This window comes from Pedobacter gandavensis, from assembly GCF_032678745.1.
Classification (GTDB): Bacteria; Bacteroidota; Bacteroidia; order Sphingobacteriales; family Sphingobacteriaceae; genus Pedobacter; species Pedobacter gandavensis_C.
In genome coordinates this window covers 622,189-648,521 of the sequence record NZ_JAVTST010000002.1, presented here as the reverse complement: position 1 = coordinate 648,521, position 26,333 = coordinate 622,189, and the positions used below count along the sequence as shown (strand labels likewise).

The window sequence follows — 26,333 nt, the reverse complement described above, 5'->3', positions numbered from 1 at the left end:
TCAAATGATCAATTATGCTACCCAATCAAAGTACAAAGATACGCGCTGGAGTGATTCCTTTAATGGCAGTTTCTGCAGGTATAATAGTAGCAAACGTGTATTATAACCAACCTATTCTTAGAGAAATCGGAATAACCATGCAGGCTTCAGAAAGCGAAATCGGCAAAATCTCCATGATTTCCCAACTGGGTTATGGCTTAGGTATGTTTTTTCTGCTACCGCTTGGCGACAAAGTAAACCGGAAAAACCTGATCATTTTACTCTCTTGTTTGTTATGCCTGACGCTGATTTTAACCAGCTTTTCAAATACACTCCTGCAAATTTCCATCCTTAGTTTCTTTGTAGGATTATTTTCTACCCCAGCACAAATCATACTGCCAATGGCCGCAACTTTAGGAAAGGAAAACAGAGGGGCAAACGTAGGGAAAGTATTTAGCGGAATACTGGTGGGGATTCTAGGGGCAAGAGTCATGGCTGGCCTTTTGACCGAATGGTTTGGCTGGCGTACGGTATTTGGACTTTCTGCGGTAATGGTATTGCTGGTGAGTGTGTTGTTGAAAATATACCTCCCCGAAGCACCGGCTAAGTTCAAGGGGAATTATGGAAGTCTGCTCAAATCCACGCTGTCACTGATCAAAGAATATCGGGTCCTCCGACAAGCGGCAATCCTTGGTGCCTTTACCTTTGGCGTGTTCTGTTCCTTCTGGACCACCCTTACTTTTCATTTGAGCGCCCCACCCTTGAATTTCCATGCCGGAACGATCGGAATGTTTGGATTAATTGCCATCGGAGGTGCTCTAGTGGCCCCATATTTTGGAAAGCTGGCGGATAAGGGAAGTGTGTATAAATCGCTGTTCATTACCGTTTCCATGATTATTGGAAGCATCATACTGATCAAATTGTTCCCTTTTTCTGTAGCCGTACTGATTATCAGTGTTTTTTTTCTCGATATCGGGGTCCAGGCTACACAAATCACCAATTTTACCAGAATATACAGTTTGGATGAACAGGCCCACAGTCGACTGAACACCATTTACATGACCACCTATTTTATTGGTGCTGCGGTTGGGACTTATGCCGGTTTGCTGGCCTGGAAATTTGGAGGCTGGGAAGGGGCCACCTGGCAGATGCTCGCCTGGAGTAGTATGGCTCTGATTATTGTCATGCTTTCTGCTAAAGTAAGGCGCTTAATTCCAGTCAAAACATCAGCCGGATGAGTTTTTTTTAAACAGTTTTTTAGAGGCTGAACACCATAGTGTTATATTTACACGATGTTTCCTGCTAAAATTAACATAAACATCAAATTCATGGCTAAGAATTTGTCAAAAATTAACTATACTAAATTAATAATTATATATTTGCAACCTCAAAAGGACTTTACTTGTTTTGAACTTTAAAACAGGTAATTCGAGCTAAAATTGCTGAATTCTTTAAGAAATCTTCAGTTTATACCTTGAATCCTCTAGAAATAGTCTCCAAAATGATAGGCTGGTTTTGAAGACTGAATTAACAGATGATTTGATATCTTTTTGTTTACCAGGTGGATTTGCCGGGTAGGAATTTAGGGCTGGGATCATTGGATATTATACTAAACATGAAACTAAAGTTGTACTGCGAAAGCAGGAGGCTTTCTAATTTTAAAGACAAACCAAATGCTTAATTTTGTTCTCTTTGGCCCACCGGGTGCAGGCAAAGGCACTCAATCTCAGAAATTGATCGACCAGTATCAATTGATTCACATTTCAACAGGTGACCTTTTTAGGGCTCACATTAAAAATCAATCGCCACTAGGGCAGAAAGTAAGTGAGTTAATCGCGGACGGACAATTAGTCCCTGATGAGATTACCATCGCTATGCTGGAAGAAGAAGTGGATAAAAACCCGGAAGCCAAAGGCTTTATTTTTGACGGGTTTCCACGTACAGTTCCACAAGCTATTGCGCTGGACGAATTTTTAGAGAGCAAAGGCAGTAGCATTGCAGGTGTAATTGCTTTAGATGTTGATCAGGACGAATTAACCAAACGTATCGCACAACGTCAGTTGGAAAGCGGTCGTGCGGATGATCAGGCAGATAAACTGCAAAAAAGAATCGACGAGTATTTTAGCAAAACCATTCATGTTTTGCCATATTACGAAGCACAAGGTAAACTAAGTAAAGTAAACGGTATCGGTAATATCGATGCAATCTTTACAGAGTTACGTGCGGTTGTTGATCAGTACTAGTAAAAAAGATGTGCCGGAAAACCGGCATATTTATCATAAATTTGATGCTGTTTTAAACCAGTATCGCAAAAGCCCGACTTTATAAGTCGGCTTTTTTATTTTTAAAAAAGAAGGTTATGTCACAAGGTTCAAATTTTGTAGATTATGTTAAAATATGCTGTCGCTCAGGTAAGGGCGGAGCAGGGTCTTCACACTTGCACCGTGATATACGCACTTCTACAGGTGGTCCTGATGGTGGTGATGGTGGACGCGGTGGACACATCATACTGAGAGGAAACTCACAATTCTGGACTTTACTCCACTTAAAATATCGTAAGCACATCATCGCTCAAGATGGTCAGCCAGGATCTAGTGGTACTTCTTCCGGTAAATTTGGTAAGGACGAAATCTTAGATGTACCCCTTGGAACCATCGCTAAAGATGCAGAAACAGGAGAAGTAATTTTCGAAATCACTAAAGAAGGAGAAACTAAAATTCTAACCCCAGGTGGTCGTGGTGGATTAGGTAACTGGCACTTTAAAACGCCAACCTTACAAACTCCACGTTTCGCACAACCAGGTGAATCAGGTAAAGAACAGTGGATGGTACTGGAATTAAAAGTACTTGCCGATGTAGGTTTAGTAGGCTTCCCTAACGCAGGGAAATCAACTTTGCTATCCGTTTTATCAGCAGCGAAACCAGAAATCGCAGATTATCCTTTTACTACTTTAGTTCCTAACCTGGGTATTGTAGCCTACCGTGGCGGTAAGTCATTTGTAATGGCTGATATTCCTGGAATCATTGAAGGTGCCTCAAAAGGTAAAGGATTAGGATTCCGTTTCCTTCGCCATATCGAAAGAAATTCTGTATTGCTATTTATGGTACCTGCAGATACTCATCGTACCATTTCTGAAGAATATGAGATTCTTAAAGCAGAGCTGAAGGATTACAACCCGGAATTGATGCAAAAACCTCATTTATTGGCAATCACTAAATCCGATATGTTGGATGAAGAATTGATGGCTGAAATGAAAAAAGAAATCCCTAAACATGTTCCATCTATCTTTATCTCTTCTGTAGCCCAAAAAGGCCTAACAGAATTGAAAGACATGCTGTGGGAATCAATCAATGAAGAAGCATAATTAACAATCATAAAAGGATTAATGGACCTTTCTTTAGCCTAAACAGCAGAAGAAAGGTCTTTTAGTTTCTTCTCCATACAAACGCTACCCACAATATTTTCATATTGACCATAGTTCGATATCCGCTGATAGCCTCTTTTCTCATATAAGATTACCGCTTCTTTCTGTTTCTCGCCAGTCTCCAGAATACACCTTTCATAACCCATTTCATGCGCCCATCTTTCCAGGTGAACCAGGATTTTTGAGGCAATTCCTGCATTTCGGAACTCAGGATGCACAAACATACGTTTCAGCTCCATGGTTCCCGGGGCAAATTCCTTGATGGAGCCACAACCGATGGCAACACCCTCCATATATGCGATGATCACATGTTTGATCTCGTCAGTTTTATTGAACTGATTGAAAAAGGACTGATCCTCCCCATTGCTCTCAGCCAGGTTTTCGTCTAAAAGCTCGATGAGTTTCCTGAAATCTAAATGATCAGGATTCGTTCTGCTCAGGTGTACGTTGCTATTCATAACATGCTTTCCCTAAAATTATTTACTTCAGCAAGCGCTGGTTAAGCCTTCAAAAGGCGTTAATTATCCTTTAATTAAGATATGGATTTTTTGGAATATTCAATAGTTTATATCCCTCTTTTTTAAGTTGTATCAATTCTTCTGCTGCAGGTATTTCTTTGAAAACAATGGCCGATAAGACTTGTCCTGGGATGATGTTTAACTTCGATAAGACATCCAAAACAGACTTTTTTAAGTAGATAGACCTGAATTTTTTACTCTTTTTATCCGCAGTAATCCCCTCTGCACCACTAAAATAGAAGTTAGGATTGATACGCTTAAAAGCAACCAATGGCAGATTCAGCCCCGCCGCAAATTTCTCAAATTCGCGTTCCGAGACTTTATAAACGAAATTGCCCACCGGTTCAAAAGAAAAGCGGTTTTTCCATACTTTAGAACCAAGATTACTTTTAATGGAATTTAAGGTGTTCACCATGAAAAGTAACAAAGGCATTTTGGAAATGGGGTCTTGAGGCTCTATGATCACAATCCCCTTTTTGCAAACCCGAATCATTTCATATAAGGCAGAATAAGGCCTTGGAAAATGATGGTAAGATTCTTTACAAAGTACAAAATCATAGCTGTTGTCTTCAAAACTGAGCCTTTCCGCGTTTTCCGATCGGTAATCATCCACTATTCCTTCCTGATGAGCAATGCTTAGAAAATCGGTATTAAGGTCGGTAGCCGTCGCCTGATTGCCATTCTTTAGGATATATCGGGCATCAAAACCATATGCATCACCAACAGTCAGCCATTTTTGATCTTTATTTTTCAGCAGCGGATTCAAGCAATTAAAAAACAAATTTTGTAACCATGATCCGATGCTAGTGGTATCTTCGTATCTGCTTTTTTTAAAATAAGCAGATTTAGCTTCAGGAGTTGGAAACTTCTCATTGTACCATTTTTCATGGAGTTCATAGCTTTCTTTGTGGAACATTCGGTTGATATGGGTTAGGTTGTATTAAAGCTAATTATTTTTTTCCTTAAGAATTAAACGTAAATGTTAAATTGTGTTAATATTAGATTGATGCTCATCTTGTTACCGTTTTTGAATGAGAGAACGGAAGAAAAGGCTTGATCTTTGCCTCCCTGAAACCAATAAAGCTATTTCCAGGAGAAATAGAATAAAATAATGAATGATTGATTGCTGAAAGCAACACTATTACCCTTAAAAAAATGATAAGAATGAAGAAATGCTTGATAATCCTATTTGTATGCTTTAGCAGTTTTGGTTTTGCGCAGGATAAATATTGGCAACAAGAGGTTAGTTATAACATCGATGTTGCCCTAAATGATCAGACAAAGACCCTCAAAGGTTCGGAACAGATCGTTTACAAAAACAACTCTCCAAATACCCTGGATTTTATCTGGTTCCACATCTGGCCGAATGCCTATAAGCAGGAATCTACAGCCTTGTTCCAGCAATTGAAAAGTGATACCAGCAGAGTGAAGAAAATGGAAAAGTATAGTTTCGGTAGTATTGATGGCTTAAATTTCAAGGTAAATGGACAGCTGGCCACAACGGAAGCCCATCCAAATCCACAATACATCGATGTGATCAAAGTAAAATTGCCAACACCTCTAAAGTCTGGTGAATCGGTCAACATCAGCACCGATTTTAACGTAAAATTACCTTCTTACTTCTCCAGATCTGGTTTTGCCGATGGAGAATTTATGATTTGTCAGTGGTATCCAAAACCCGCTGTATTTGATAAAAATGGCTGGCATGAATTCCCATACCTGGATATGGGAGAGTTCTACAGTGAATATGCTTCCTTTAAAGTAAATATTACCTTGCCTTCGGATTATGTAGTAGGGGCTACTGGTGTATTGCAAACTGCAGATGAACTGGCTTTGTATAAAAAGCTGGGTGCTGCAAATACGGCCAATAGAAAAGGAAAACCTGCCTTGTATAAACCGACTCATAAATCTCCAACGAAAACACTCAGGTATGAAATCGCTAACGTCCCTGATTTCGCCTGGTTTGCTGCAAAGAATTTCGTGATCCAGTACGATACCGCAAGACTGGCTTCGGGTAAAGTAGTAGATGCTTTTACCTATTACCACGATAAAAAAGAAACGTTATGGAGCAACAGCATCGATTATACAAAGGATGCGGTAAAACACTACAGCAAATGGATTGGTGAGTACGAGTATCCGGTAGTACAAGTAGTAGAAGGTCCGGCGAATAATTCAAGTGGCGGAATGGAATACCCGACCATCACCTTGATCACTAGTCCGGATGCTAAAAAAGAAACGCTGGATGCGGTCATAGCACATGAAATTGGGCACAACTGGTTCATGAGTATGTTGGGTAGCAATGAACGTCAGCATGCCTGGTTGGATGAAGGACTGAATACGTATTTTCAATTCAGGTATGAAGCGGAAAAGTACCGCTCAAACAGTCTCTTTGGAGATGCCATTCCTGAGCAAGTGAAGAAACTTCCGGAAAATGAGTTTTTAAATAGCATTTACAATGCCCTGAGTTCTATTCCGATGAAATCTGCCATAGAAACCCCATCTGATAAATTTAGCAGCTCTGATGAGTACAGTATGGCTTCTTATGTGAAAACAGCTTTATGGCTTTTTATCCTGGAAAATGAAGTAGGCAGAGAGAAAATGGATAAAGCTTTCCAGTATTATTTCAGCTTATGGAAGAATAAACACCCACAGCCGCAAGATTTGAAATCCGCATTGGAAACTTCTTTAGGCGCAAATCTGGATGAGTATTTTAAGCTGACCAACAAGGAAGGAAGCTTCAAATAGCAAGTTATCCACAAGGTTGTTCACAGAGTTCTCCACTTGTTATCCACCCTTTATCCACAAGGTTGTTCACATTCTGGCCTGAATTTTTGCTATTGGAAAATTGATCGAAATATGTAAATTCGATGCCTAAATTTTCCTATGAACAAGTATAGATATGAAGAGATCGCTGCGGAGATCGCGCTTAACATTACCGAAGGAAGGTTAAAACCAGGACATAAACTTCCTTCGGTGAGGAGCTTAAAAAAGCAATATCAGGCCGGATTAAGCACTATTCAGAAAGCTTACGAGCTTTTAATTATTACGGGTTTAGTAGAAAGTATTCCTAAATCCGGATTTTATGTGGCGTTGGCGAAAGGCTGGCATAGCACTAAACAGATCCCTGTTCCGAGTCAAATTCGGTTGAGAGATGAACTGTTTAGAAATAATTTGCTGGCCATTACCTCCAATAGGGACCCATTGAAGCGCCACCGTCTTCAGGAGTTTAATGTGGCCACTCCAGATGATACTTTTATCCCCCAAAAGATGATCCTGAGAAATATGCAGCAAGTCATCAGAGAAAATGGGACGCAATTGCTCAGGTATTATCCTTCAAATGGCTCCGAACCGCTAAAAGAACACATTACCAAAAGGGCCGCCTTAAACCATGGGAATTTTGACGCAGATGGATTGATCATCACCGATGGTGCATTACAAGCATTTTATATTGCCATGGCTACGGTTACCAGCCCCGGAGATGCAGTAGCCATAGAAAGCCCATGTGTGTTTTCTATGTTGCAGGTATTGACCTCTCTGAAACTTAAAATTGTAGAAATCCCAGTGTTGGAACCGGAAGGATTTGACCTGAATTTTTTAGAGGAAAGCCTAAAAATGATTCCCATAAAAGCCATTGCACTGACGCCAAATTTTCATAATCCAACAGGATATCTGATGTCGGATGAAAACAAACGGAGGTTGCTGGAAATCGCTAAAGCGAAAGACATTCCCATCATAGAAAATGATGTATACGGAGACCTTAATTTTTCTGATCATCGTCCCGGAAATATCAGCTCCATGGACGATAGCGGACTGGTCATGACCTTCTCCTCTTATTCCAAAACCCTGGCCTCAGGAATTCGCCTGGGCTGGTTGTTTACAGGTAGATTTTTTAAAGTTGCGGAGCAGATTAAATTCGCATTGGGCAGTACGGTATCTCCGATTTATCAGGAAACCATGTTGAAAATCCTGGCGACCACCAGTTATGAGCGACATATTCATTCCTTCCGGATGAAATTGGCCAGCCAATGCTACCAAACTATCGAATTGATTTCTACCCATTTTCCTGAAAAAACGCTGATTTCTACCCCTAAAGGTGGCTATAGCATCTGGTTGAAAATGGATAAGGATATCGATATGGCCAAATTTCATGCGCATTGCGGAGAAATTGGCGTTCGCTTTACACCTGGTTACACGTTCTCCTATAGCAATGCTTTTGAACAATATTTCAGGATCGTTTTTGCCATTAGGTATACCGGACAAAGCATGGATGTCTTGCGACAGGCGGGAATCCTGGCAGGAAAGTCTTAATTTTTATGTCATCTGTACCCTATGGATTTTAGGATACTGACCCCCTTTTCGCAGCGTTGTAGTGCTTAGTTTTGGCCTTTAAATAAGGAGGTTGTTGAGCCCCGAGAATTTATGATCATGAATAAACATGAACCTTAATGGGATCAATCCTAAATTAAACTAAGCACATGGAAAATAAGATAAAAACAAAGTTCAGTGTAGCCTCAGAAGAAGGAATAGCTGTATTGCAAATGCTTGGAGAAAAACGTGGACAGGAAAAATATACTGGGCTACTCAACACCAGTCAGCTAGAGGAATACCTGTTTGAGAAATTCAATACGCCCACTATCATTAGCAACCTAAACACCTTTTCCAATCAACTGATTATTGTTTATGTGGAAGATCAACCTGCCGGATATGCCTACCTCAGTGGAAACGGAACTGTTCCGGAGGCTTTTAAAGATAAACGCCTGATTCATCTGGAGGATTTTGAAGTGCTGGATGCCTATAAAAGTACTGGCGCCAGGGAAATCCTATTGGAAAAATGCCTGAACGTCTGCAAATCCTATGAGGCTTTGAAAATCATTGAAAATGCCGAGGCCGGAGACAATATTGCTTTCTATGAACAATACGGTTTCCAGCAAAGCGGATCCGCAGTGATCAATATTGCGGGGTTTAACCTTCCATCGCTAATACTGATCAAAACAAACTTTTAAATCCCGACGATTATTTTCTATTGATAAAGGATTCCTTTTTCATCGTATTCCGACAAATCCATAAGCTGATCATCATAAATACTGCTGCGGCAAGGAAAGGGGCACCGGAAAATTTAAAAGGAGCCTTGGGGTTGGTAAACCAGGCGAATAAATTGGTCATCAACAAGGGCCCTACAATGGAAGTAGCACTCATCAGACTGGTTAAAGCGCCTTGCAGTTCTCCCTGTTCATTCTGAGGTACGTTTTCTGAGATCGTAGCCTGAAGTGCAGGGCCTGCAATTCCGCCCAGACAATAAGGGACTAAAAAGGCAAACATCATCCAGCTTTGATTGGCAAATGCAAATAAAAGCATTCCAATAACGGAAAAGGCAAGACCGATATAAATGCTTTTTTCATTGCCCAAGCGCGGACTCGTATACCTGATTAAGCCACCCTGAACCAGGGCAACCAGCACTCCGGCAGTAGCAAGCGAAATGCCGATTAGAAAAGTATTCCATTGAAAACGTTCGATATTGATGAAAGTCCAGGTGCTTTGTAAGGCCTGACCAGCGATGTAAATAAAGATTAAAGCCACGATTAAACCACCCACTCCCTTATATTTTTTAAGGCAGAGTAAGGAACCGATTGGATTTGCTCTGGACCATTCAAAAGAACGTCGGTGTGCTTTGTCCAGGGATTCAGGCAATACAAAATAACCGTAAATTACATTGATAAAAGTGAGGACGGCAGCAGCAATAAAAGGAACTCTAGGACCGAGTTCACCCAATAAACCACCTAAAGCAGGGCCAACCACAAAGCCTAAGCCGAATGCTGCACCAATTAAACCGAAATTTTGTGCCCTGTTTGCTGGCGTACTGATATCGGCAATATAGGCCGTAGCAGTAGTCATACTAGCACCAAAAATCCCCGCAATGATACGTCCAAGGAATAACCACCAGATGGTAGGAGCTACAGCCAGGAAAATATAATCTATGCCGAAGCCAAATAAAGAAACCAGTAAAACTGGTCTTCTACCATATTTGTCGCTCAGGTTACCTATAATCGGGGCACATACGAATTGCATAATGGCATAAGCAAACATCAGTAAACCACTCCACTGAGAAGCCTCACTGATATTGCCATGAATCAATTGTTCTATCAATTGAGGGAAAACCGGAATAATCAGCCCAATGCCAATCACGTCCAATAACATGGTGATGAAAATGAAGCTTAACGCCGCTTTTCTGGATGATGCCATAAAAATTTCTGGATTTGAAGGCGCAAGTTATTCATTTTTTATAGATTCCCTTTTCAGATCTCCTACATATTAAACTTGGTTTGAACTGTTTTCTATAAAATTCTTCAACGATGTGCCTAGAATATAGGTCCAGCCTTGCTCAAATGAGGCGCGGGAAAGATCAGGATTTTCGGTTCCAAAAGATTCTATTCCCGTATGACTCAGTTTTAACCTGGTTTTTCCTTCCTGTTCAAATAGCTCAAAGCTTACCTCAGTCTCGCCAGGATGGTTTTCATATTTCCAGCTGTAAGCGATTTTCTTTTCCGGAATAACTGCAGTTACCTTACAGAGGTGCAAATATCTCCTATCGTCTTTTGAACCATAAAATTGAAAGTCAAAACCGATTTCAGGTTTAAATTCTGCCAGATCAAAATACCATTTTTTTAGCTGATCATTATTGGTCAATGCGGCCCAGACACTGGAAACCGGTGCATCCAGGATTTGTTCTACTTCAAGTGCTGCTGTTTTCATCTTTTGATTGCTTTCCTTTTTTTTGCCTATTATAATGGCTGATTTCACCTTGTAAAGGCTACATTTGGTAGGATTTATAAATGAAATAATGGATTAATTCCGGGGAATTCAGCCGGGTTTTCCAGGGGTTCTATCCAGTTTTTCTTTTAATACCTCATATTCCTTTTGCAGATGCCGGAAGGCTTTATTATTTGTAGGCTCAGAATTTGTTCCTTTGCACTGATCCAGGTACATTTTGGCTACCCGATCAAATCTTTCCTTTACCGACTCGTATTTATATTGGTTGTGAAGCTCTTCCTTAGTTGGTTTCTGACCATTCAAATTGCCCAGATAAACACTATCTGATATCTGCTCCCCATCAGCAGATCTGAAAGCGATATATACCTCCATTTGTTGCTCTAATTGCTGTTCCATGAATCCCAGGAAACATTTTCCTTCGGATCTTCTGGCAATATTCAGGTAATCGCGACTAGTATTAGATTCAGGGAAATGAACCATAATCATAACGCTGTCATCATAATTCCGCTTTCCTTGCTGAAAGTCTGGATTCCAGCTGATCTCCAGTCCCGCTTCAGTTTTTACGATTTTCAAATCTTCCGCAACTGATAGGGTACCTTCACTCAACACCACCTTGCTGTAATCGATCTTAATATTGGGGTATTCACCGATTAAAGCGTGTTTTTTATGATAAGAGGTGGCTAGATTATGTGCGTTTCTGGTGGTACCTTTTGCTTGTAAACCATAACCTAATTTGATGAAGTCCTTCATCGTACCCAAGAACCTGGAAGTCACAGACATGGTCGAATGATTGGCTAATTGCGCTTTGCTTGGTTTTCCCGGCCGACCAATAAGACGCACCACGGGAACGCCATTTAACATATAGAAAACGAGTTTTCCTATTTTTCCATTGAAATGTCCTTGAGGACCGTTTAAAGCTTTAGCCATACGAGAGAGGTTAATGGGTTAGGGTTGAGTAGCTTAGTCCTTTGTAGAGGATTCATGAAGATAAGGAAAAGAATCCACTATGCATTCGAAATGAGACCCTAATTTTTAAGGATTAATGGGAAGTCCAATACAGTCTTAAACCCTAGTTGATAGGCTAATATGTTGGCTAAGGTCCTACCAACCTCCCTGAAAACACCAAGTAAAGTTGAAGAAACTTAGGGAGCATTACGAAGGCAGTTGCAGCTCATCAGGAGCTAAGTGAGGAAGCAATAGGGAAAGAAGTAGGAAGAAGCTGGTAGGAGTTGACTACTTACAGGAGTCTAAGGTGCTGCTCATCAGGCGTTCATTTTCATTATATACATAGGAGCGAAGGGTACAATTATCGGTCTTTTCTTTGATATGCCTAAATGAAGGCTGTAAATTGGCGGTTTTACCAACCAGAATCTGACGGTTATTGTCCCAGGTTATTTCATTGATACTGATTAGCTTTCTAGGATTTAAGCGATAATAACTGAATTTTGAATAAACATCTTCCTCATCATTAGGGTATTCATAAATTAATTCAGCTTCCCTGGTGGTTTCTTTGGTTAAGCGACCTAGCTGATCGTAGTTAAAGCTATGGCTTATTGCTGGTATGAGCTCGGTTTGTATGGCAGATCTCCTGATCACTTGTTTCAAGTCACTTAAAAAGAAGGTCTCATAGGCTGCCGGAACATCATCTTGTAGGGTCACTTTATGGAAACGGTCCTTTTCATAGATGAACCAGGTCAGGAACTTTCCATACTGATTTATGGTCCGGATTTTTTGAATCAGTCCATGGTCATCCCTGGTATAGCTCAATTTGCTAGTCAGCTGGCCATCATTTAAATGCGTAGATTCCAGTAGCTGCTGGTCATCATTATAGATATAACGGACTTTCACAGATAAAGGTTGCTGCATCAGGCTATCCTGGAATTCCTGATAGATCCTTTCCCGGCAGTCGCAGGGAAGATGCTGTTCTCTTTTGTAAACTATTGGGTAATCTAAAGTATTAGCATTCTTAAGGAGCAGATCCGCATAAGTTTGATCCGGTTCAAAGGTCGAATACAAGAGCTTTTCCATCTCCTTCTGATAGGGCGTCATTTTTGCCGATGATATTTTTCTGGTATATCGAGGTGTATGGGCAGTTTTCTTTTGGTAATTGAAATAACCAGCACAGAAAATGGCCATCACAAGCAATGCTAATCCGATTCTTTTCAATTTTAATTTTTCTTCAGGATGCCTTTTGCAATACTCTCTTCAAATAAGTTAGTCGTATGGTCCCATAATACCTCGGAGCCCTCCTTCATTTTACTTGTTTTCTGGATCACGGTATCATATTTCACCTCATATTCCATCCAGGTTCCACCCTCATTTGAGACATTTTGAAGGACCGGTTCCAGTCGGTCTATGGATTTTGCAAACTTCGATTCTGCGGTGATTCCGGCTTCGAATTCTTCCCATAGTGAAATAAATTCTTCTGCCTGATGATCTGGTAAAAGACCAAAAATTCGTACTGCTGCCCGCTGTTCTTCGACAGTATTGTCGTGATTTGCCTGGCTATCATATAAAAAAATATCTCCCGAATCTATCTCTACAATATCATGGATCAACAACATTTTGACCACTTTCATAATGTCTACTTTTTCATTGGCATGTTCGGCAAGAACGAGGGCCATCATCGCGAGATGCCAGCTGTGTTCCGCATCGTTTTCATGACGCATACTGTTGAACAGGCGGGTTTTTCGCTGTATATATTTGAGTTTGTCAATTTCATGGATGAAGGCCATTTGTTTGGCAAGATCTGTTAAATTCATAGGATGCAAAAATAAGGTTTTATTCCCCCTTTTCTATCATATTGAAGTCAGGTGTATCCCCATTCCTAAGGGCCTGATTTGGTGGGCGACTTGGATTTTAGGGTTATTTTTCTTACCTTTGTCATGTTTTTAATTTAAACCTCAGCGAATTCATCGCAATTTGCGCGTTATTTTCTTTTAAAGAAACAGATGAAAATCTGTTTAAATGTCTAAGGGGATTGCCCCCCGATTTTCATTTTAATGTTTTATTTAAAGCATTTTATTACAAGCAGTAATTAAGCTGACTTGTATTAAACTATTATTATGGTAAAACTCACACAGCTCATAGGCTGTTTAATGCTATTTTTTGTCGTCCCTTTGACGACTTTGGCCCAGGATCGAATACCCATACCACCAGATATTGCTGCCCTTTCATTTGGCGCAGATCAGGCGGCTCGGATAGTTCAGCCGGATTCAAACTTAATGGCAGCAAGAGCAGGCCGGGCAAAAAAGGCCGCTCCGACAAATAAGTCAGACACCACAAATAAAGCAGATACTACAACAAAGAACCTTCCAGCAAAGCAGTTAGATTCCACAAAATACCCTGCCAAGCCTCAGCTTAAAATTGGAGGCGCATTAAGGTTCAACTACAACCTTTCCTCCTGGAAAAAAGAACAAGTAAAAAGAGGCGGAGATTTCGGACTGGATATGTTCAGAATCAATGTAGATGCCTCCCATAAAAAACTCGATTTCCATGCAGAATATCGGTTTTACGCTAAAGCCTCTGGCGGATCGTTTTTAAAAGATGGGTATTTAACCTATCACTTCAATGACAGTACCAATCTCGCAATTGGATTAGTTCAGAATCCCTTCGGGAACACGACATATAACTCTCACAACTGGTTTTTTAACCTTCCCTACTACCTGGGCTTTGAAGACAAAGCATCCATGGGAATCCGCTTCCATCAACGCAGCAACCGCTGGATGTATGATTTAGCCTTCTTTAAAAGTGCAATGGAGCTGGATTTTGGCGATAAAACCAGTATCGACCCTTCGCGATATTCTTATGATGTTGCCGGTAGAAATAAAGAAGTAAACCAAGGGAACATAAAAACAGAATATTTACTCTCAGAAAATAAACGAATTGGTGTTTCCGGAATGCTGGGTGGTGTTTACAACATCCCTACAGGAAACATGGGCTCCAGATGGGCAGCAGCAATACATACCGACCTAAATTTCGGGAAGTTCAATGTGAAACTGCAATCCATGTATTACCAATACCATTTGGCAGATTCGGCACAATATAACCATAGTGTAAGTCTTGGCGCTTACGGATCTACTTACGATGTAGCAACAAAAGCATACCTGCACACGGCATCAGTGGCTTTTACCCAAGCGGTAAAGATCGGTCCGATCAGTTCGATCACCTTCTATGAAAACTATTCTTACATGGATAAGACGCAGCAAGGAGCCAGTGACACGCAAATGAATGTCCTGGGGATGATGCTGAAAGCAGGTAATCTGATCAGCTATGTAGATTGGGCGGCAGGGAAAAATCAACCTTGGTTAGGTCCGGAATGGCAAAATGGCCTTGCCATAGGAAATCAGGATGCCACATGGCATAGCCGATTTAACATCAACATCGGTTATTACTTTTAATACCACAGGCTATTATTTTTTAACATCATATCTATCAAAAATGTCTAAACTTAAAATAGAAGACCTTACCCTCATTTTCGGAAAAGAAAAGGAGAAGGCACTTTCATTATTGAAGCAAGGGGAATCCAAAGCAAAGATTCTTAAAGAAACAGGTTGTACAGTAGCGGTGAAAAATGCAAGCTTCGAAATTGAAGAAGGCGAGTTTTTTGTCATCATGGGCTTATCAGGAAGTGGTAAATCTAGCTTATTGCGTTGTTTGAACAGGTTAATTGAACCGACTTCAGGTAGTGTGATTCTAAATCAAAGAAACATTACCAGCCTGGGCGACCTGGAATTACAAGCCGTTCGTCGTAAAGAGATGGCTATGGTATTCCAGAACTTTGGACTCCTTCCACACCGTACGGTATTGGAAAATGTAGCCTTCGGACTAGAATTACAAGATATCCCGAAGGAAGAAAGAGAAGAAAAAGCGAAAACGGTGATTGACCTGGTTAGTCTACGTGGTTACGAAAATCAACATACCGGCGAACTTTCCGGTGGGATGCAACAACGTGTTGGCCTGGCCAGAGCTTTAGCCAATGATCCGGAGATCCTGTTGATGGATGAAGCATTTTCTGCATTGGATCCACTTATCCGTACCCAAATGCAGGATGAGCTGATCGACCTGCAAGAGAAAATGCATAGAACTATTGTTTTTATTACACATGATCTGGATGAAGCTATTCGCTTAGGAGATCGCATTGCAATCATGAAGGATGGAGAAATTATACAAATAGGTACGCCAGAGGATATTTTAACCAATCCGGCAACAGATTACGTGGCCTCTTTTGTAGAGAAGGTAGACCGTAAATCGATCATCACAGCGGCAAGCTTGCTTTTTGAAAAACCTACAGTAGCGATTTTCAAAAAGGATGGGGTAGAAGGAAGTCTGCGCAAAATGCGTTCTTCCGGATTAACCACACTACCGGCAGTATCAATTGATAAACATTTCCTTGGCTTTGTATACCTGAAAGATCTTTTGGATTTGAAAGCCCAAAAAGAAACATCAATTGAAAAAGCAATCATCAGGGATATTCCGGTGGCTTACCCGGAGACAACCGTAGAGCAGATGCTGCCATTTATCGCAGAAAACGGTAGAGCAGTGCCTGTAGTGGATGAAAAAACAAATAAACTGATTGGCATCGTTGCCCAAACCTCCTTGTTGATTGAAACTACAGGAGCAAGCTGGGAAAACGTGACCGGAAATACAATTGATAACCTTCAAAAAGAAATTATATAATGATACATATAGGGACATATATAGAACAATTTATAAACTGGCTTACGCTAAATTTTGGGCCGTTTTTCGCCTTGATTAAGGTAGTGGTAGAGTCTGTCGTTAATTCCGTAGAATGGGCACTCATGTTTCCACCGTTTTACATCGTGATCGCTTTAATTGCCTTTTTGGCCTGGAAACGTACTGGTTGGGGACTAACAGTATTTAGTGTCCTCGGACTGGGCTTAATTTGGGGAATGGGGTATTGGGACCAGACGATGGCAACCCTTGCGCTGATTTTATCTGCAGCATTTATGGCATTGCTGATGGGTGTTCCATTGGGAATCTGGGCAGCTAAAAATCCAATGGCAGGAAAAATGATCCGTCCGGTGCTGGATTTAATGCAAACCATGCCTGCTTTCGTTTACCTGATTCCTGCGGTGCTGTTTTTCGGCTTAGGAAAGGTTCCCGGAGCTTTTGCAACGGTCATCTTTGCGATGCCTCCAGCGGTGAGGTTAACCACCCTTGGGATCAGTCAGGTGCCTGCTGCTATCGTAGAAGCAACCCGTTCGTTTGGGGCAACGCCTCGTCAGCTGCTTTTTAAAGTAGAATTGCCTTTGGCATTGCCAACGATCCTTGCGGGGGTCAATCAAACGATCATGATGGCACTTTCTATGGTCGTGGTCTCTGCTATGATTGCTGCCGGTGGATTAGGTGAGGTAGTGCTGAAAGGAATTACTCAACTGAAAATTGGTTTGGGTTTCGAAGGTGGGATTGCAGTAGTGATTCTGGCCGTGATTCTGGACCGGATTACGCAGTCCTTTGGCGCTAAAAAAGTTGCCAAAGTTTAAGCCCAATCAAATGATCAATAGTAAAAAAATAATACATCAATTAAAAAAACATCACATGAAAAAGATAGTCGGTAGTATATTAATCGCATTAGTTATTGGTGTGATCGCTTCCTGCGGAACGGCCAATAATGATAAAAAAGTAACCATTGCTTATGTAAACTGGGCAGAAGGAGTAGCCATGACACAATTGTCGAAAGTGCTATTGGAAAAAGAAGGTTACACTGTAGCCTTGAAAAACGCGGATGTTGCGCCGGTTTTTGCGGCTGTAGCCGGTGGAGATGCCGATGTTTTTCTGGATACCTGGATGCCGGTTACCCATAAAGAATACCTGGAGAAATTTGGGGCAAACCTGGAAGTTTTAGGAACTAATTTCAAAAATGCAAGAATCGGTTTTGTGGTCCCTGAATATGTGAAGATCAGTAGTATTGAAGATCTAAACGTTAATGCAGCGCTGTTTAACGGTAAAATTGTAGGTATTGATGCGGGTGCCGGAATTATGAGTAAAGCAGAACAGGCGATTAAAGATTACGATTTAAAACTGGAATTGCAATCGTCAAGTGAGGCTGCAATGCTGGCCATACTGAAGAAAAGTATCGACGCGGAAGAGCCGATTGTGATCACAGGATGGGCACCACATTATATCTTTAGTACTTATAAATTGAAGTTCCTGAATGATCCGAAAGCTGTTTTTGGTTCAGTAGAATCGATTCAAACGGTAGCCAACAAGCATTTTGTAGCGGCTAAACCAAAGGTAGCAGAGTTCTTTAGAAACTTCCAGCTGGATGAAGCAGAGCTAAGTTCCTTAATGGCTGCTTTGGAAAATAATACGAATGAGAAATTAGCAGTAGTAGAATGGTTAAGCAAACACCCGGAATTGGAAATGCAGATGCGTTCTTTTATAAAATCGGATCCTGAGTAATTTTAGATTGTAGCATCACAATGCCCCGGTTATAATGCAAGTATAGCTAAAACATGCCACCTCATGAAAATGACGTGGCATGTTTTTTTTATTAAAGTTTTTGAACCACTCTTGACTTAACACCTAAAGGTATCTTTTCCTCCAGATTTGCATCATATAGGTGTTGATTTCCCATTGATTCGCAACTGGAACATTCGTGTAAGGAAGGGTAGGCATATAACTTGGCGGTCCGAATTCAGTCAACATCGTCAGGATTTTTCCTTGTTGTTTTTTCATTGCAACGACTTTGTCCCACCAAGCAAAATGTGCGGCTACTGCATTTTTCCATTCTGGTGCACGTGGATCGCTCACCTGCGGCCCTTGCTCATGTCCAACGCGGGAGTGTATATGGTCTGTGCGGGAAAGTGCAAGGTCAATCGTTTCTTTTTGGTCGTCCAGCAAGCTTTCACTTACATTGCACCAATGAGAAATGTCTAACGTTAGCCTTAAGTTCGGGTTTTCTTCCAAATAACGTAAGGATGCAGGAGCGGAGTACAGCATTCTGGACCTATGGGTTTCATGGTAAATTGGAACCCCTGTTTCTTTAGCATATTGAACGGAGTAATCAATGAACTTTTTATTGTCCTCATATTTAAAGAAATCCTTCCCGGAATGGACATTGATGTACAATGGCTTTTGATACTTGTTTTCAGCAGCTTCTTTCAATACCTTCTTATAAGTTGCAAGGTTAGCGGCAGGATTAGCTTCATCCCCCCGACAAAGAAAACCTACTTCCAGCTGATACTTCTTTAGCGCTGCAAATAATTCTTCAGCACTACCCGGCATCCATAAGATCTCTATGCCATCATAGCCATCTTGTTTTGCTTTTTTACAGCAATCGGTTACAGATCCAGGGAAACCCCAGTAAGGTGCCATAATTTTTAAGGAAAAGCCATCAACAGCTTTCAGGCTATGCAATGGCGAAGCTTCAAATGCTTTCATGGATGTTAAAAGGGTAGCGGATGTTACGAGCATACTTGCCCCTAGAAAATCTCTTCTATTATAGTTCATAATGATATATACCTGGAAAAACCAAAATACAGATTATATGTTAATTTGCACGAGATTTTCATAAAACACAGAAGAAGTTCGATGGGGAAAGAAAAGAGGATAGTCTAGGACAAGGCCTAGGGGGATTTTCATGCTCCCTTAAAGGGAGTATGAAAATAATCCAGCCTTGGAGTAGTACTGCCTCTTTTCTTCCTTTTCCTCAGCAATATCCAATAAATCAAACATGACATAAATTTTAAGATTCTAAGCTAAAAACATCACCGTTCTACTTAGAATATAGGTACTTTTGCCCCATAATTCCAAGGATTCGTGAGCAGTTTTTCTGATCCTGAAATTTAAAACAGCAAGAAGGGAGATCAGCACTAATAAATGCAGAATAACCTGAAAGCCGCAAGCGAAATAACCAAATAAAAATAGATAAGAAATATATTCTAATGAAAATAGCAATTAATGGTTTTGGTAGAATTGGCCGTATCTTTTTACGTAGTGCAATTGAAAAAAACATCAATGTTGTGGCGATCAATGACCTCGGAGATCCTGCAACACTGGCTCATTTGTTCAAATACGATACCGTTCACCGGGGATTTAAGGGGACAGTAAGTTTTGAATCTGATGCTTTAATTGTTAACGGTAAGAAAATCCAGGTCTATGCGAAGTCTAATCCTGCAGAATTGCCATGGGCGGAACTAGAGATCGACCTGGTTCTGGAATCTACTGGTAAATTTACCAGCAGAGCAGGAGCGAGCCAGCATTTACAAGCGGGTGCAAAACAAGTGTTGATTTCAGCACCGGCTGCGGATAAGGATATTCCAATGGTGGTATTGGGTGTAAACGAGGAACAGATTGATCTGAAAGCGGAAATCCTTTCTAATGCTTCTTGTACTACAAATAATGTGGCACCAATGGTGAAAATCCTGGACGATAACTGGGGGGTTCTCGAAGGTTATATTACCACGATTCACTCGATGACCGGTGATCAGAACCTGCATGATGGTCCACATAAAGATTTAAGAAGGGCGAGAGCGGCTTCGGCTTCTATCATTCCAACGAGTACAGGTGCGGCAAAAGCGATCACCAATATTTTTCCTCATCTGGAAGGAAAACTAGGTGGTGCCGGCATCAGGGTGCCTGTATTAAACGGTTCCTTAACTGATTTTACCTGTTTGTTAAAATCAACCACTACCATTGAAGATATCAATGCGGCATTTAAAAAAGCTGCAGAAAATGAATTAAAAGGGCTGGTAGAATATACCGAAGACCCTATAGTTTCCGTTGATATTCTAGACAATCCACATTCCTGCATCTTTGATGCTCAGCTGACTTCCATCGTTGGCGATATGGTAAAAGTGGTGGGTTGGTATGATAATGAGTCCGGCTATTCTAACCGTTTGGTGGATCTGGTACTGAAAATTGCAGCAACATATGATTAAAGAAATTACGGCGGCAGAGACCCTGCCATTAAGAAGTTTGGTGCTAAGAAATGGGATGGCTTATGAGCAATGTGTTTTCCCTCAGGACCAGCAGGAAGGTGTTTTTCATCTGGGGTGTTTTGAAGGAGATCAGCTGGTTACGGTGGCTACTTTCTTCCCGGAAGATCGCCCGGAGCAAGGTTCAGGCGGCTTTCGCTTGCGTGGTATGGCTTCTGATCCGGCCTTTGCTGGGAAAGGATACGGGGCAAAGCTGATAAAATTTGCAATTGATGAACTGACATCAGCTAATGCTGCTTATATTTGGTGCAACGCACGTAGTACCGCTGCTGCTTTTTATACAAAGCTCGGTTTTGTGCTGATTTCTGAGGAATTTGAAATACCGGGCGTAGGTCCGCATTTTGATATGCTCAGAAAGCTGTAAATGAATACCATTCGAAAACCAATAATTCTAAACAATAACAATAATGAGAACAATAGACCAGTGTAATTTCAAAGATAAGAAAGCAGTAGTTAGGGTAGATTTTAATGTGCCTTTAGATGCTGAATTCAACATTACGGACGACAAAAGAATGCGTGCGGCATTGCCAACGATTACTAAAATCCTTAATGATGGTGGTTCAGTAATTCTGATGTCTCATTTAGGTCGTCCTAAAAACGGACCTGAGGATAAATTTTCTTTGAAACACATCTTAGGTGACCTTTCCAGAATGTTAGACCTGGAAGTGAAGTTTGCAAATGATTGTATTGGAGAACAAGCAGTAGACAAAGCTAAGAACCTGGAGCCAGGACAAGTTTTGCTATTGGAGAACCTTCGTTTTTACAAAGAAGAAGAAAAAGGAGATAAAGCTTTCGCAGAGAAATTAGCGAAACTTGGAAATGTATATGTGAATGATGCTTTTGGTACTGCACACCGTGCGCATGCCTCTACAGCGATCATCGCTGAGTTTTTCCCTAATGATAAATACTTCGGTTATTTGATGGCTGAAGAGCTTAAAAATGCGGAGAAAGTAAACCATGGTGCTGTGAAACCTTTCACTGCAATTATGGGTGGCGCGAAAGTGTCAGATAAGATTTTATTGATCGAAAGCCTGTTGGATAAAGTAGATAACCTGATCATCGGTGGTGGTATGGCTTATACTTTTGCGAAAGCACAAGGTGGCGAAATTGGTACCTCTCTTTTAGAGGAAGACAGAATGGCACTTTGCCTGGAATTGTTGGATAAAGCGAAAGCGAAAGGTGTAAATATTTACCTTCCTTTGGATACCGTAATTGCGGATAAATTCTCTAATGAAGCAGAGAAGAAAAACGTAGATACAGGTTGTATTCCTGCAGACTGGATGGGCTTAGACATCGGTCCTAAAACCATCGCTTTATTTTCTGAAGTGATCAAAGGTTCGAAAACTTTGCTTTGGAATGGCCCAATGGGTGTTTTCGAAATGGCAAACTTCGAGCAAGGAACACGTGCAGTTGCTGATGCGGTTGTAGCTGCTACTCAGGAGAATGGCGCATTTTCGTTGATCGGTGGTGGTGATTCTGCTGCGGCCATCGCGAAATTCAATTTAGAAGACGAAGTAAGCTATGTTTCTACCGGTGGTGGTGCATTATTGGAGTATATGGAAGGCAAAGAATTGCCAGGTGTAAAAGCCATTAATAACTAATATTTTCGTCTGAAAAACTAGACAGGCGCATCTCGATTTTGTGGTGCGCCTGTTTTTTTTACCACCTCATTTACTGTGTTTTCGATCCCCTCAAGGCACAAAAAAAGTGGTACGAATTATGTTGATAATTTTTTGTGGGAGAATGTGGTAAAAAGTGGTAGAAATATCTATTTTTACACTACATTATAAAGACCACATAAAGAAATGGTTCAACTGTTAGGAGAGTTTGATTGTAAATTGGATGCGAAAGGCCGCTTGATGGTTCCTTCGTCTCTGAAAAAACAATTGCCTAATGTTGAGGTTGAGGGACTTGTGATCAATAGAGGTTTTGAGAAACACCTCGTGATCTACCCGAAAAAAGTATGGGAAGGAATAGTGGAAGAGTTGAGTAAGTTGAATCCATACGAACAAAAAAACAGAGAATTTATTCGATACTTTACTCGCGGCGCTACGGAATTGACGTTGGATGCAGCAGGAAGAGTGAATTTACCCAAATCTTTATTGGAAGCTGTAGGCATTGAAATCAATACAGAATTGGTTTTGGCTTGTCAGTTCGATAAGATTGAGGTATGGTCGAAAAAAGGGTATGATGCTTTGTTTGATAGTGAACCGGCTGACTTTTCAAAACTTGCAGAAGAAGTAATGGGTAATAAAAATAGGAGGAGCGATGGAGAATAATTACCACATTCCTGTCATGTTGAAAGAATGTATCGAAGGTTTGAATATCAAACCCGATGGCGTATATGTGGACGTTACCTTTGGTGGTGGCGGACATTCAAGAGAAATCCTGAAGCATTTAGGAAAAGACGGAGTGTTGATCGCCTTCGATCAGGATCCTGATGCACAAAGGAACAAAATTGATGACCCACGTTTCATTTTTGTAGATCAGAATTTTGCCTTTATCAAAAATAACCTGCGCTTGCTGGGTTATAGAGCGGTGGATGGTATTTTGGCTGATCTAGGTGTTTCCTCACATCAGTTTGATGTTCCGGAACGTGGTTTTTCTACCAGATTTGAATCTGACCTGGATATGCGTATGGACAAACAAGGCGCTTTAACAGCTGCCGATGTGTTGAATACCTATGCAGAAGATAAACTGCACAAGATTTTCGGAATCTATGGTGAAGTGAAAAATGCAAAGTCGCTGGCCCGTGCCGTGGTGACTGGTCGTGTAGAACAACCGATTAAAACCCTTGCGGATTTTAAAAGAGCTGCTGCTGCCCATATCCCAAAAGGGAAGGAAAACAAGTATATGGCTCAGGTTTTTCAGGCTTTACGTATTGAGGTAAACAAAGAAATTGAAGTGTTAGAGAACTTTTTAGAGCAAACAGCGGATATCCTGAAACCAGGTGGCCGTTTGGTGGTGATGTCTTACCATTCTTTGGAAGACAGACCGGTAAAAAGTTTCATACAGAAGGGTAAATTCAGAGGCGAAGTGGAGAAAGATTTTTATGGAAATGAACAAAAACCATTTAAAATCATCACCAGAAAAGCGGTGATTGCTGACGAAGAAGAGGTAGAACGCAATAGCAGGGCAAGGAGCGCAAAGCTTAGGATTGGAGAAAGATTATGAATAACCAGTTCAGGCAAAATATAGAAGAGGAAGAACTGGGAGCTGAAGAAATTCAGATTAAGAAACCCAGAAGGAAGGAAAGGGAGCCTGAGAGTGGTAAAGCGTTCTTTAAGAAGTTATTTACCGAAGGGGTGGTAACCAAGGAAGCGGCAACAGATATGTTACCGTTTTTACTGTTTTTGTCGGTTTTGTGTATGCTTTACATCGCAAACAGCCATATGGCAGTGAAGAACATTAGAAATATTGATAAGTTAAATAAAGAAGTAAAAGAGTTGAGCTGGGAATATAAATCGCTGAAAGCAGATTTAATGTTCAAAAGTAAGCTGACTGAAGTTGCTAAAAAAGTAGATACCCTGGGGATTAAAGAATTAATTGAACCCCCTAAAAAAATTGTTATAAACGCTAATGAACATTAGAGCTAACATATTACTACGTGTTTATCTGTCATTTGGACTGATTGTACTGCTTGCCGTAGCAGTATTGGTCAGACTATGCGATGTACAATTTGTAGAGGGGCATAAGTGGCGCGCCATGGCCGACAGCCTCTCTACTAAGTATATCAATGTAGAAGCAGCGCGTGGAAATATTTACTCTTCAGATGGAAGTCTGCTGGCTACTTCTATTCCTGAATATGAATTGAGGATGGATTTGTATGCTGGTGGGATTGACGACGATAAGGTGTTCTATGGAAAAGTAGATTCTTTAGCCTTGCAGTTGTCCGCCTTCTTTAAGGATAAAACACCTAAAGAATATTCACGTTACCTACGTTCTGCCAGACAGGATAGCGCACGTTACCTGTTGATCAAACGTAAAGTAGGGTATCAGGAGTTGAAAACGATCAGAACCTTTCCGCTATACAATATCGGTAAGTATTCTGGTGGCTTGATCGCTGTGCAGCAAAACAAAAGAATTAAACCATTTAAATTTCTGGCTTCCAGAACAATTGGTTACAAAAACGAAAATGTATCTAATGGTGTAGGTCTGGAAGGTGCTTATGGCAATTATATCAATGGTGAAAGTGGAAAAAGATTGGTGCAACGTATCGCCGGTGGCGTATGGATGCCAGTAAATGATGAAGCTGAGGTTGCCCCTAAAGAAGGAGCAGACATCATCTCTACCATCGATATCAATATGCAGGATTTAGCGCAGACCGCTTTGGAAAGACAGCTGAAACTGAGTGATGCAGACCATGGTACGGTGATTCTGATGGAAGTGAATACTGGTGAAGTAAGGGCAGTAGCCAATTACACCAGGGTATCAGAAGGTGTGTATGAAGAGAAATTTAACTATGCCATTGGTGGCAGTCAGGATCCGGGTTCTACCTTTAAACTGGCTTCGTACATGGCATTACTGGAAGATAAAAAAGTAGATACAAATACCTTAGTAGATACTGGTGATGGTTTTTACCGCGTTCCGGGACATACGATTAAAGATTCACATGGTGGGATTGGTGTCGTTACCGTAATGAAAGCATTTGAGCAATCGGCAAATACAGCTATTGCTAAATTGGTAAATACTCATTACAAGGATAATCCTTCGCAGTTTACCGATCATTTGTATGATATCCATATGAATGAGAAGTTGGGCTTACAGATTCCTGGAGAAGCAAGACCAGTGATCAAAAACCCTTCGAACAGAAGCTGGAACAAAAACCTGACTTTGGCGCAAATGGCCTATGGTTATGAGATGCTGATTACCCCATTACAGATCCTGGCATTTTACAATGCAGTGGCCAATGACGGGAAGTTCATCTCTCCGATTTTTGTAAAAGAAATCAGAAGACTTGGGAATCCGATTGAACAGTACCAGGCGAGAGTAATCTCTGAGCAGATTTGTTCGGAGAAAACCGTGAAGAAATTACAAGCCATGTTGGAATCAGTAGTAACCAAAGGTACAGGTAAGCTGATGGGCTCTCCTTTTTATCGTGTTGCGGGAAAAACAGGAACAGCACAGGTGGCTGATGGTAATAAAGGTTATAAAGCAAAAAGAAGTTACCAGGCTTCATTTTGCGGATATTTCCCTGCTGATAAACCTAAATATTCGATCATGGTGTCGATTAACGGGCCTAAAAACGGTTATTATGGTGCTACAGTAGCGGGCCCGGTATTTAAAGAAATTGCAGATCGTATTTACGCAAGTGACATCGATATGTACAATAATGTGAAGGATCATTTTGTAGGCAATACAAAAAATCCGGAAGCGAAGTCGGGACAGAGCAAAGCGGTTAAGAAAGTATATACTGCTTTCGGAATCAAGTCTTTATATGCGGCGAAATCGGATTACTTCAACAGCATTGATACCAATAACGGGATCGTGTATGAAGAATATAATTCTGTCAAAGGAGTGATGCCTAACGTGAATGGAATGGGATTGAAAGATGCCCTGTACCTGTTAGGGAATGCTGGTTTGAAAACAAGAGTAATTGGAAGTGGAAAGGTGTTTAGTCAGTCGATTCCTTCCGGTAGTAAAATAGGTAGAGGATTAGGAGTGGATTTAGAATTAAGATAA

General features: G+C 40.9%; 25 protein-coding genes. 17 read left to right on the top strand and 8 right to left on the bottom strand.

The genetic code is table 11. From position 1 onward, the window contains the following. Positions 1-14 precede the first annotated feature (14 nt). The 3 genes from R2S10_RS10550 (at position 15) to obgE (ending at position 3,343) form a co-directional block, all read left to right on the top strand. Positions 15-1,217: an MFS transporter gene (locus R2S10_RS10550; protein ID WP_316840412.1), complete on the top strand. Its 1,203-nt coding sequence runs from the start codon at positions 15-17 to the stop codon at positions 1,215-1,217. Positions 1,218-1,652: 435 nt separating this feature from the next. Continuing rightward, complete coding sequence (locus R2S10_RS10545; protein WP_316840411.1) at positions 1,653-2,222, top strand: adenylate kinase; 570 nt, start codon at positions 1,653-1,655, stop codon at positions 2,220-2,222. A gap of 116 nt (positions 2,223-2,338) precedes the next feature. After that, positions 2,339-3,343: a GTPase ObgE gene (obgE, locus tag R2S10_RS10540; protein ID WP_316840410.1), complete on the top strand. Its 1,005-nt coding sequence runs from the start codon at positions 2,339-2,341 to the stop codon at positions 3,341-3,343. A gap of 38 nt (positions 3,344-3,381) precedes the next feature. Here the strand turns inward: obgE and R2S10_RS10535 are convergent, their stop codons facing one another. Together R2S10_RS10535 and R2S10_RS10530 are read right to left on the bottom strand one after the other, a co-directional pair. Continuing rightward, on the bottom strand, positions 3,382-3,861 hold the full coding sequence (locus R2S10_RS10535) for a GNAT family N-acetyltransferase (RefSeq protein WP_316840409.1): 480 nt from the start codon (positions 3,859-3,861) through the stop codon (positions 3,382-3,384). A 70-nt stretch (positions 3,862-3,931) separates the two neighbouring features. Further along, positions 3,932-4,837, bottom strand: a complete 906-nt coding sequence (locus R2S10_RS10530; RefSeq protein ID WP_316840408.1) for a class I SAM-dependent methyltransferase — start codon at positions 4,835-4,837, stop codon at positions 3,932-3,934. Positions 4,838-5,085: 248 nt separating this feature from the next. Between R2S10_RS10530 and R2S10_RS10525 the strand changes: the two genes are divergently transcribed. The 3 genes from R2S10_RS10525 (at position 5,086) to R2S10_RS10515 (ending at position 8,924) form a co-directional block, all read left to right on the top strand. Continuing rightward, positions 5,086-6,666, top strand: coding sequence for a M1 family metallopeptidase (locus tag R2S10_RS10525; RefSeq protein WP_316840407.1), 1,581 nt, complete (start codon positions 5,086-5,088; stop codon positions 6,664-6,666). Between the two features lie 138 nt (positions 6,667-6,804). Next, entirely contained in the window at positions 6,805-8,229 is a 1,425-nt protein-coding gene (locus tag R2S10_RS10520; protein ID WP_316840406.1) for a PLP-dependent aminotransferase family protein, read from the top strand. A 167-nt stretch (positions 8,230-8,396) separates the two neighbouring features. Further along, on the top strand, positions 8,397-8,924 hold the full coding sequence (locus R2S10_RS10515) for a GNAT family N-acetyltransferase (protein ID WP_316840405.1): 528 nt from the start codon (positions 8,397-8,399) through the stop codon (positions 8,922-8,924). A 10-nt stretch (positions 8,925-8,934) separates the two neighbouring features. On the opposite strand, the gene R2S10_RS10510 is transcribed toward R2S10_RS10515, so the two are convergent. The 5 genes from R2S10_RS10510 to R2S10_RS10490 form a co-directional block, all read right to left on the bottom strand. Beyond that, complete coding sequence (locus tag R2S10_RS10510) at positions 8,935-10,161, bottom strand: TCR/Tet family MFS transporter (RefSeq protein ID WP_316840404.1); 1,227 nt, start codon at positions 10,159-10,161, stop codon at positions 8,935-8,937. Positions 10,162-10,230: 69 nt separating this feature from the next. Next, positions 10,231-10,671 (bottom strand): SRPBCC domain-containing protein, encoded by a 441-nt coding sequence (locus tag R2S10_RS10505; protein ID WP_316840403.1) that lies wholly within the window; start codon positions 10,669-10,671, stop codon positions 10,231-10,233. A 108-nt stretch (positions 10,672-10,779) separates the two neighbouring features. Continuing rightward, positions 10,780-11,616 carry a DUF6266 family protein gene (locus tag R2S10_RS10500; RefSeq protein ID WP_316840402.1) on the bottom strand — a complete coding sequence of 279 codons (837 nt, stop codon included), beginning with the start codon at positions 11,614-11,616 and terminating at the stop codon, positions 10,780-10,782. A 306-nt stretch (positions 11,617-11,922) separates the two neighbouring features. Continuing rightward, a complete protein-coding gene (locus tag R2S10_RS10495; protein WP_316840401.1) occupies positions 11,923-12,855 on the bottom strand; it encodes a hypothetical protein in 933 nt (310 codons plus the stop codon). Between the two features lie 2 nt (positions 12,856-12,857). Then, a complete protein-coding gene (locus R2S10_RS10490; protein ID WP_316840400.1) occupies positions 12,858-13,451 on the bottom strand; it encodes an HD domain-containing protein in 594 nt (197 codons plus the stop codon). Between the two features lie 303 nt (positions 13,452-13,754). Here R2S10_RS10490 and R2S10_RS10485 point away from each other — a divergent pair, with 303 nt between their 5' ends. The 4 genes from R2S10_RS10485 to R2S10_RS10470 are packed head-to-tail and all read left to right on the top strand — an operon-like array spanning position 13,755 to position 18,114. After that, positions 13,755-15,089 carry a hypothetical protein gene (locus R2S10_RS10485; RefSeq protein ID WP_316840399.1) on the top strand — a complete coding sequence of 445 codons (1,335 nt, stop codon included), beginning with the start codon at positions 13,755-13,757 and terminating at the stop codon, positions 15,087-15,089. A 40-nt stretch (positions 15,090-15,129) separates the two neighbouring features. Then, on the top strand, positions 15,130-16,368 hold the full coding sequence (locus R2S10_RS10480) for a glycine betaine/L-proline ABC transporter ATP-binding protein (RefSeq protein WP_316840398.1): 1,239 nt from the start codon (positions 15,130-15,132) through the stop codon (positions 16,366-16,368). Further along, positions 16,368-17,195, top strand: a complete 828-nt coding sequence (locus R2S10_RS10475; RefSeq protein ID WP_316840397.1) for a proline/glycine betaine ABC transporter permease — start codon at positions 16,368-16,370, stop codon at positions 17,193-17,195. The genes R2S10_RS10480 and R2S10_RS10475 overlap by 1 nt, the downstream gene beginning before the upstream one ends. A 55-nt stretch (positions 17,196-17,250) precedes the next feature. After that, positions 17,251-18,114 carry a glycine betaine ABC transporter substrate-binding protein gene (locus R2S10_RS10470; protein WP_316840396.1) on the top strand — a complete coding sequence of 288 codons (864 nt, stop codon included), beginning with the start codon at positions 17,251-17,253 and terminating at the stop codon, positions 18,112-18,114. Between the two features lie 123 nt (positions 18,115-18,237). Here the strand turns inward: R2S10_RS10470 and R2S10_RS10465 are convergent, their stop codons facing one another. After that, positions 18,238-19,164, bottom strand: coding sequence for a sugar phosphate isomerase/epimerase (locus R2S10_RS10465; RefSeq protein ID WP_316840395.1), 927 nt, complete (start codon positions 19,162-19,164; stop codon positions 18,238-18,240). 434 nt (positions 19,165-19,598) lie between these two features. Between R2S10_RS10465 and gap the strand changes: the two genes are divergently transcribed. The 7 genes from gap (at position 19,599) to R2S10_RS10430 (ending at position 26,333) form a co-directional block, all read left to right on the top strand. Continuing rightward, complete coding sequence (gene gap, locus R2S10_RS10460; protein WP_316840394.1) at positions 19,599-20,594, top strand: type I glyceraldehyde-3-phosphate dehydrogenase; 996 nt, start codon at positions 19,599-19,601, stop codon at positions 20,592-20,594. Then, complete coding sequence (locus R2S10_RS10455; protein ID WP_316840393.1) at positions 20,587-21,015, top strand: GNAT family N-acetyltransferase; 429 nt, start codon at positions 20,587-20,589, stop codon at positions 21,013-21,015. Before gap ends, R2S10_RS10455 begins: the two co-directional genes overlap by 8 nt. A 43-nt stretch (positions 21,016-21,058) precedes the next feature. Next, positions 21,059-22,252 carry a phosphoglycerate kinase gene (locus tag R2S10_RS10450; protein WP_316840392.1) on the top strand — a complete coding sequence of 398 codons (1,194 nt, stop codon included), beginning with the start codon at positions 21,059-21,061 and terminating at the stop codon, positions 22,250-22,252. 204 nt (positions 22,253-22,456) lie between these two features. After that, positions 22,457-22,930, top strand: coding sequence for a division/cell wall cluster transcriptional repressor MraZ (gene mraZ, locus R2S10_RS10445; RefSeq protein WP_316840391.1), 474 nt, complete (start codon positions 22,457-22,459; stop codon positions 22,928-22,930). Beyond that, complete coding sequence (gene rsmH / locus R2S10_RS10440) at positions 22,920-23,825, top strand: 16S rRNA (cytosine(1402)-N(4))-methyltransferase RsmH (RefSeq protein ID WP_316840390.1); 906 nt, start codon at positions 22,920-22,922, stop codon at positions 23,823-23,825. Before mraZ ends, rsmH begins: the two co-directional genes overlap by 11 nt. Beyond that, on the top strand, positions 23,822-24,241 hold the full coding sequence (locus R2S10_RS10435; RefSeq protein ID WP_316840389.1) for an FtsL-like putative cell division protein: 420 nt from the start codon (positions 23,822-23,824) through the stop codon (positions 24,239-24,241). Before rsmH ends, R2S10_RS10435 begins: the two co-directional genes overlap by 4 nt. Next, positions 24,231-26,333: a penicillin-binding protein gene (locus tag R2S10_RS10430; RefSeq protein ID WP_316840388.1), complete on the top strand. Its 2,103-nt coding sequence runs from the start codon at positions 24,231-24,233 to the stop codon at positions 26,331-26,333. The genes R2S10_RS10435 and R2S10_RS10430 overlap by 11 nt, the downstream gene beginning before the upstream one ends.

Bases quoted from the DNA above. Each gene is read 5' to 3' on its own strand.
- R2S10_RS10550 (WP_316840412.1), top strand. From the start codon at position 15: ATGCTACCCAATCAAAGTACAAAGATACGCGCTGGAGTGATTCCTTTA.
- R2S10_RS10545 (WP_316840411.1), top strand. From the start codon at position 1,653: ATGCTTAATTTTGTTCTCTTTGGCCCACCGGGTGCAGGCAAAGGCACT.
- obgE (WP_316840410.1), top strand. From the start codon at position 2,339: ATGTCACAAGGTTCAAATTTTGTAGATTATGTTAAAATATGCTGTCGC.
- R2S10_RS10535 (WP_316840409.1), bottom strand. From the start codon at position 3,861: ATGAATAGCAACGTACACCTGAGCAGAACGAATCCTGATCATTTAGAT.
- R2S10_RS10530 (WP_316840408.1), bottom strand. From the start codon at position 4,837: ATGTTCCACAAAGAAAGCTATGAACTCCATGAAAAATGGTACAATGAG.
- R2S10_RS10525 (WP_316840407.1), top strand. From the start codon at position 5,086: ATGAAGAAATGCTTGATAATCCTATTTGTATGCTTTAGCAGTTTTGGT.
- R2S10_RS10520 (WP_316840406.1), top strand. From the start codon at position 6,805: ATGAACAAGTATAGATATGAAGAGATCGCTGCGGAGATCGCGCTTAAC.
- R2S10_RS10515 (WP_316840405.1), top strand. From the start codon at position 8,397: ATGGAAAATAAGATAAAAACAAAGTTCAGTGTAGCCTCAGAAGAAGGA.
- R2S10_RS10510 (WP_316840404.1), bottom strand. From the start codon at position 10,161: ATGGCATCATCCAGAAAAGCGGCGTTAAGCTTCATTTTCATCACCATG.
- R2S10_RS10505 (WP_316840403.1), bottom strand. From the start codon at position 10,671: ATGAAAACAGCAGCACTTGAAGTAGAACAAATCCTGGATGCACCGGTT.
- R2S10_RS10500 (WP_316840402.1), bottom strand. From the start codon at position 11,616: ATGGCTAAAGCTTTAAACGGTCCTCAAGGACATTTCAATGGAAAAATA.
- R2S10_RS10490 (WP_316840400.1), bottom strand. From the start codon at position 13,451: ATGAATTTAACAGATCTTGCCAAACAAATGGCCTTCATCCATGAAATT.
- R2S10_RS10485 (WP_316840399.1), top strand. From the start codon at position 13,755: ATGGTAAAACTCACACAGCTCATAGGCTGTTTAATGCTATTTTTTGTC.
- R2S10_RS10480 (WP_316840398.1), top strand. From the start codon at position 15,130: ATGTCTAAACTTAAAATAGAAGACCTTACCCTCATTTTCGGAAAAGAA.
- R2S10_RS10475 (WP_316840397.1), top strand. From the start codon at position 16,368: ATGATACATATAGGGACATATATAGAACAATTTATAAACTGGCTTACG.
- R2S10_RS10470 (WP_316840396.1), top strand. From the start codon at position 17,251: ATGAAAAAGATAGTCGGTAGTATATTAATCGCATTAGTTATTGGTGTG.
- R2S10_RS10465 (WP_316840395.1), bottom strand. From the start codon at position 19,164: ATGAACTATAATAGAAGAGATTTTCTAGGGGCAAGTATGCTCGTAACA.
- gap (WP_316840394.1), top strand. From the start codon at position 19,599: ATGAAAATAGCAATTAATGGTTTTGGTAGAATTGGCCGTATCTTTTTA.
- R2S10_RS10455 (WP_316840393.1), top strand. From the start codon at position 20,587: ATGATTAAAGAAATTACGGCGGCAGAGACCCTGCCATTAAGAAGTTTG.
- R2S10_RS10450 (WP_316840392.1), top strand. From the start codon at position 21,059: ATGAGAACAATAGACCAGTGTAATTTCAAAGATAAGAAAGCAGTAGTT.
- mraZ (WP_316840391.1), top strand. From the start codon at position 22,457: ATGGTTCAACTGTTAGGAGAGTTTGATTGTAAATTGGATGCGAAAGGC.
- rsmH (WP_316840390.1), top strand. From the start codon at position 22,920: ATGGAGAATAATTACCACATTCCTGTCATGTTGAAAGAATGTATCGAA.
- R2S10_RS10435 (WP_316840389.1), top strand. From the start codon at position 23,822: ATGAATAACCAGTTCAGGCAAAATATAGAAGAGGAAGAACTGGGAGCT.
- R2S10_RS10430 (WP_316840388.1), top strand. From the start codon at position 24,231: ATGAACATTAGAGCTAACATATTACTACGTGTTTATCTGTCATTTGGA.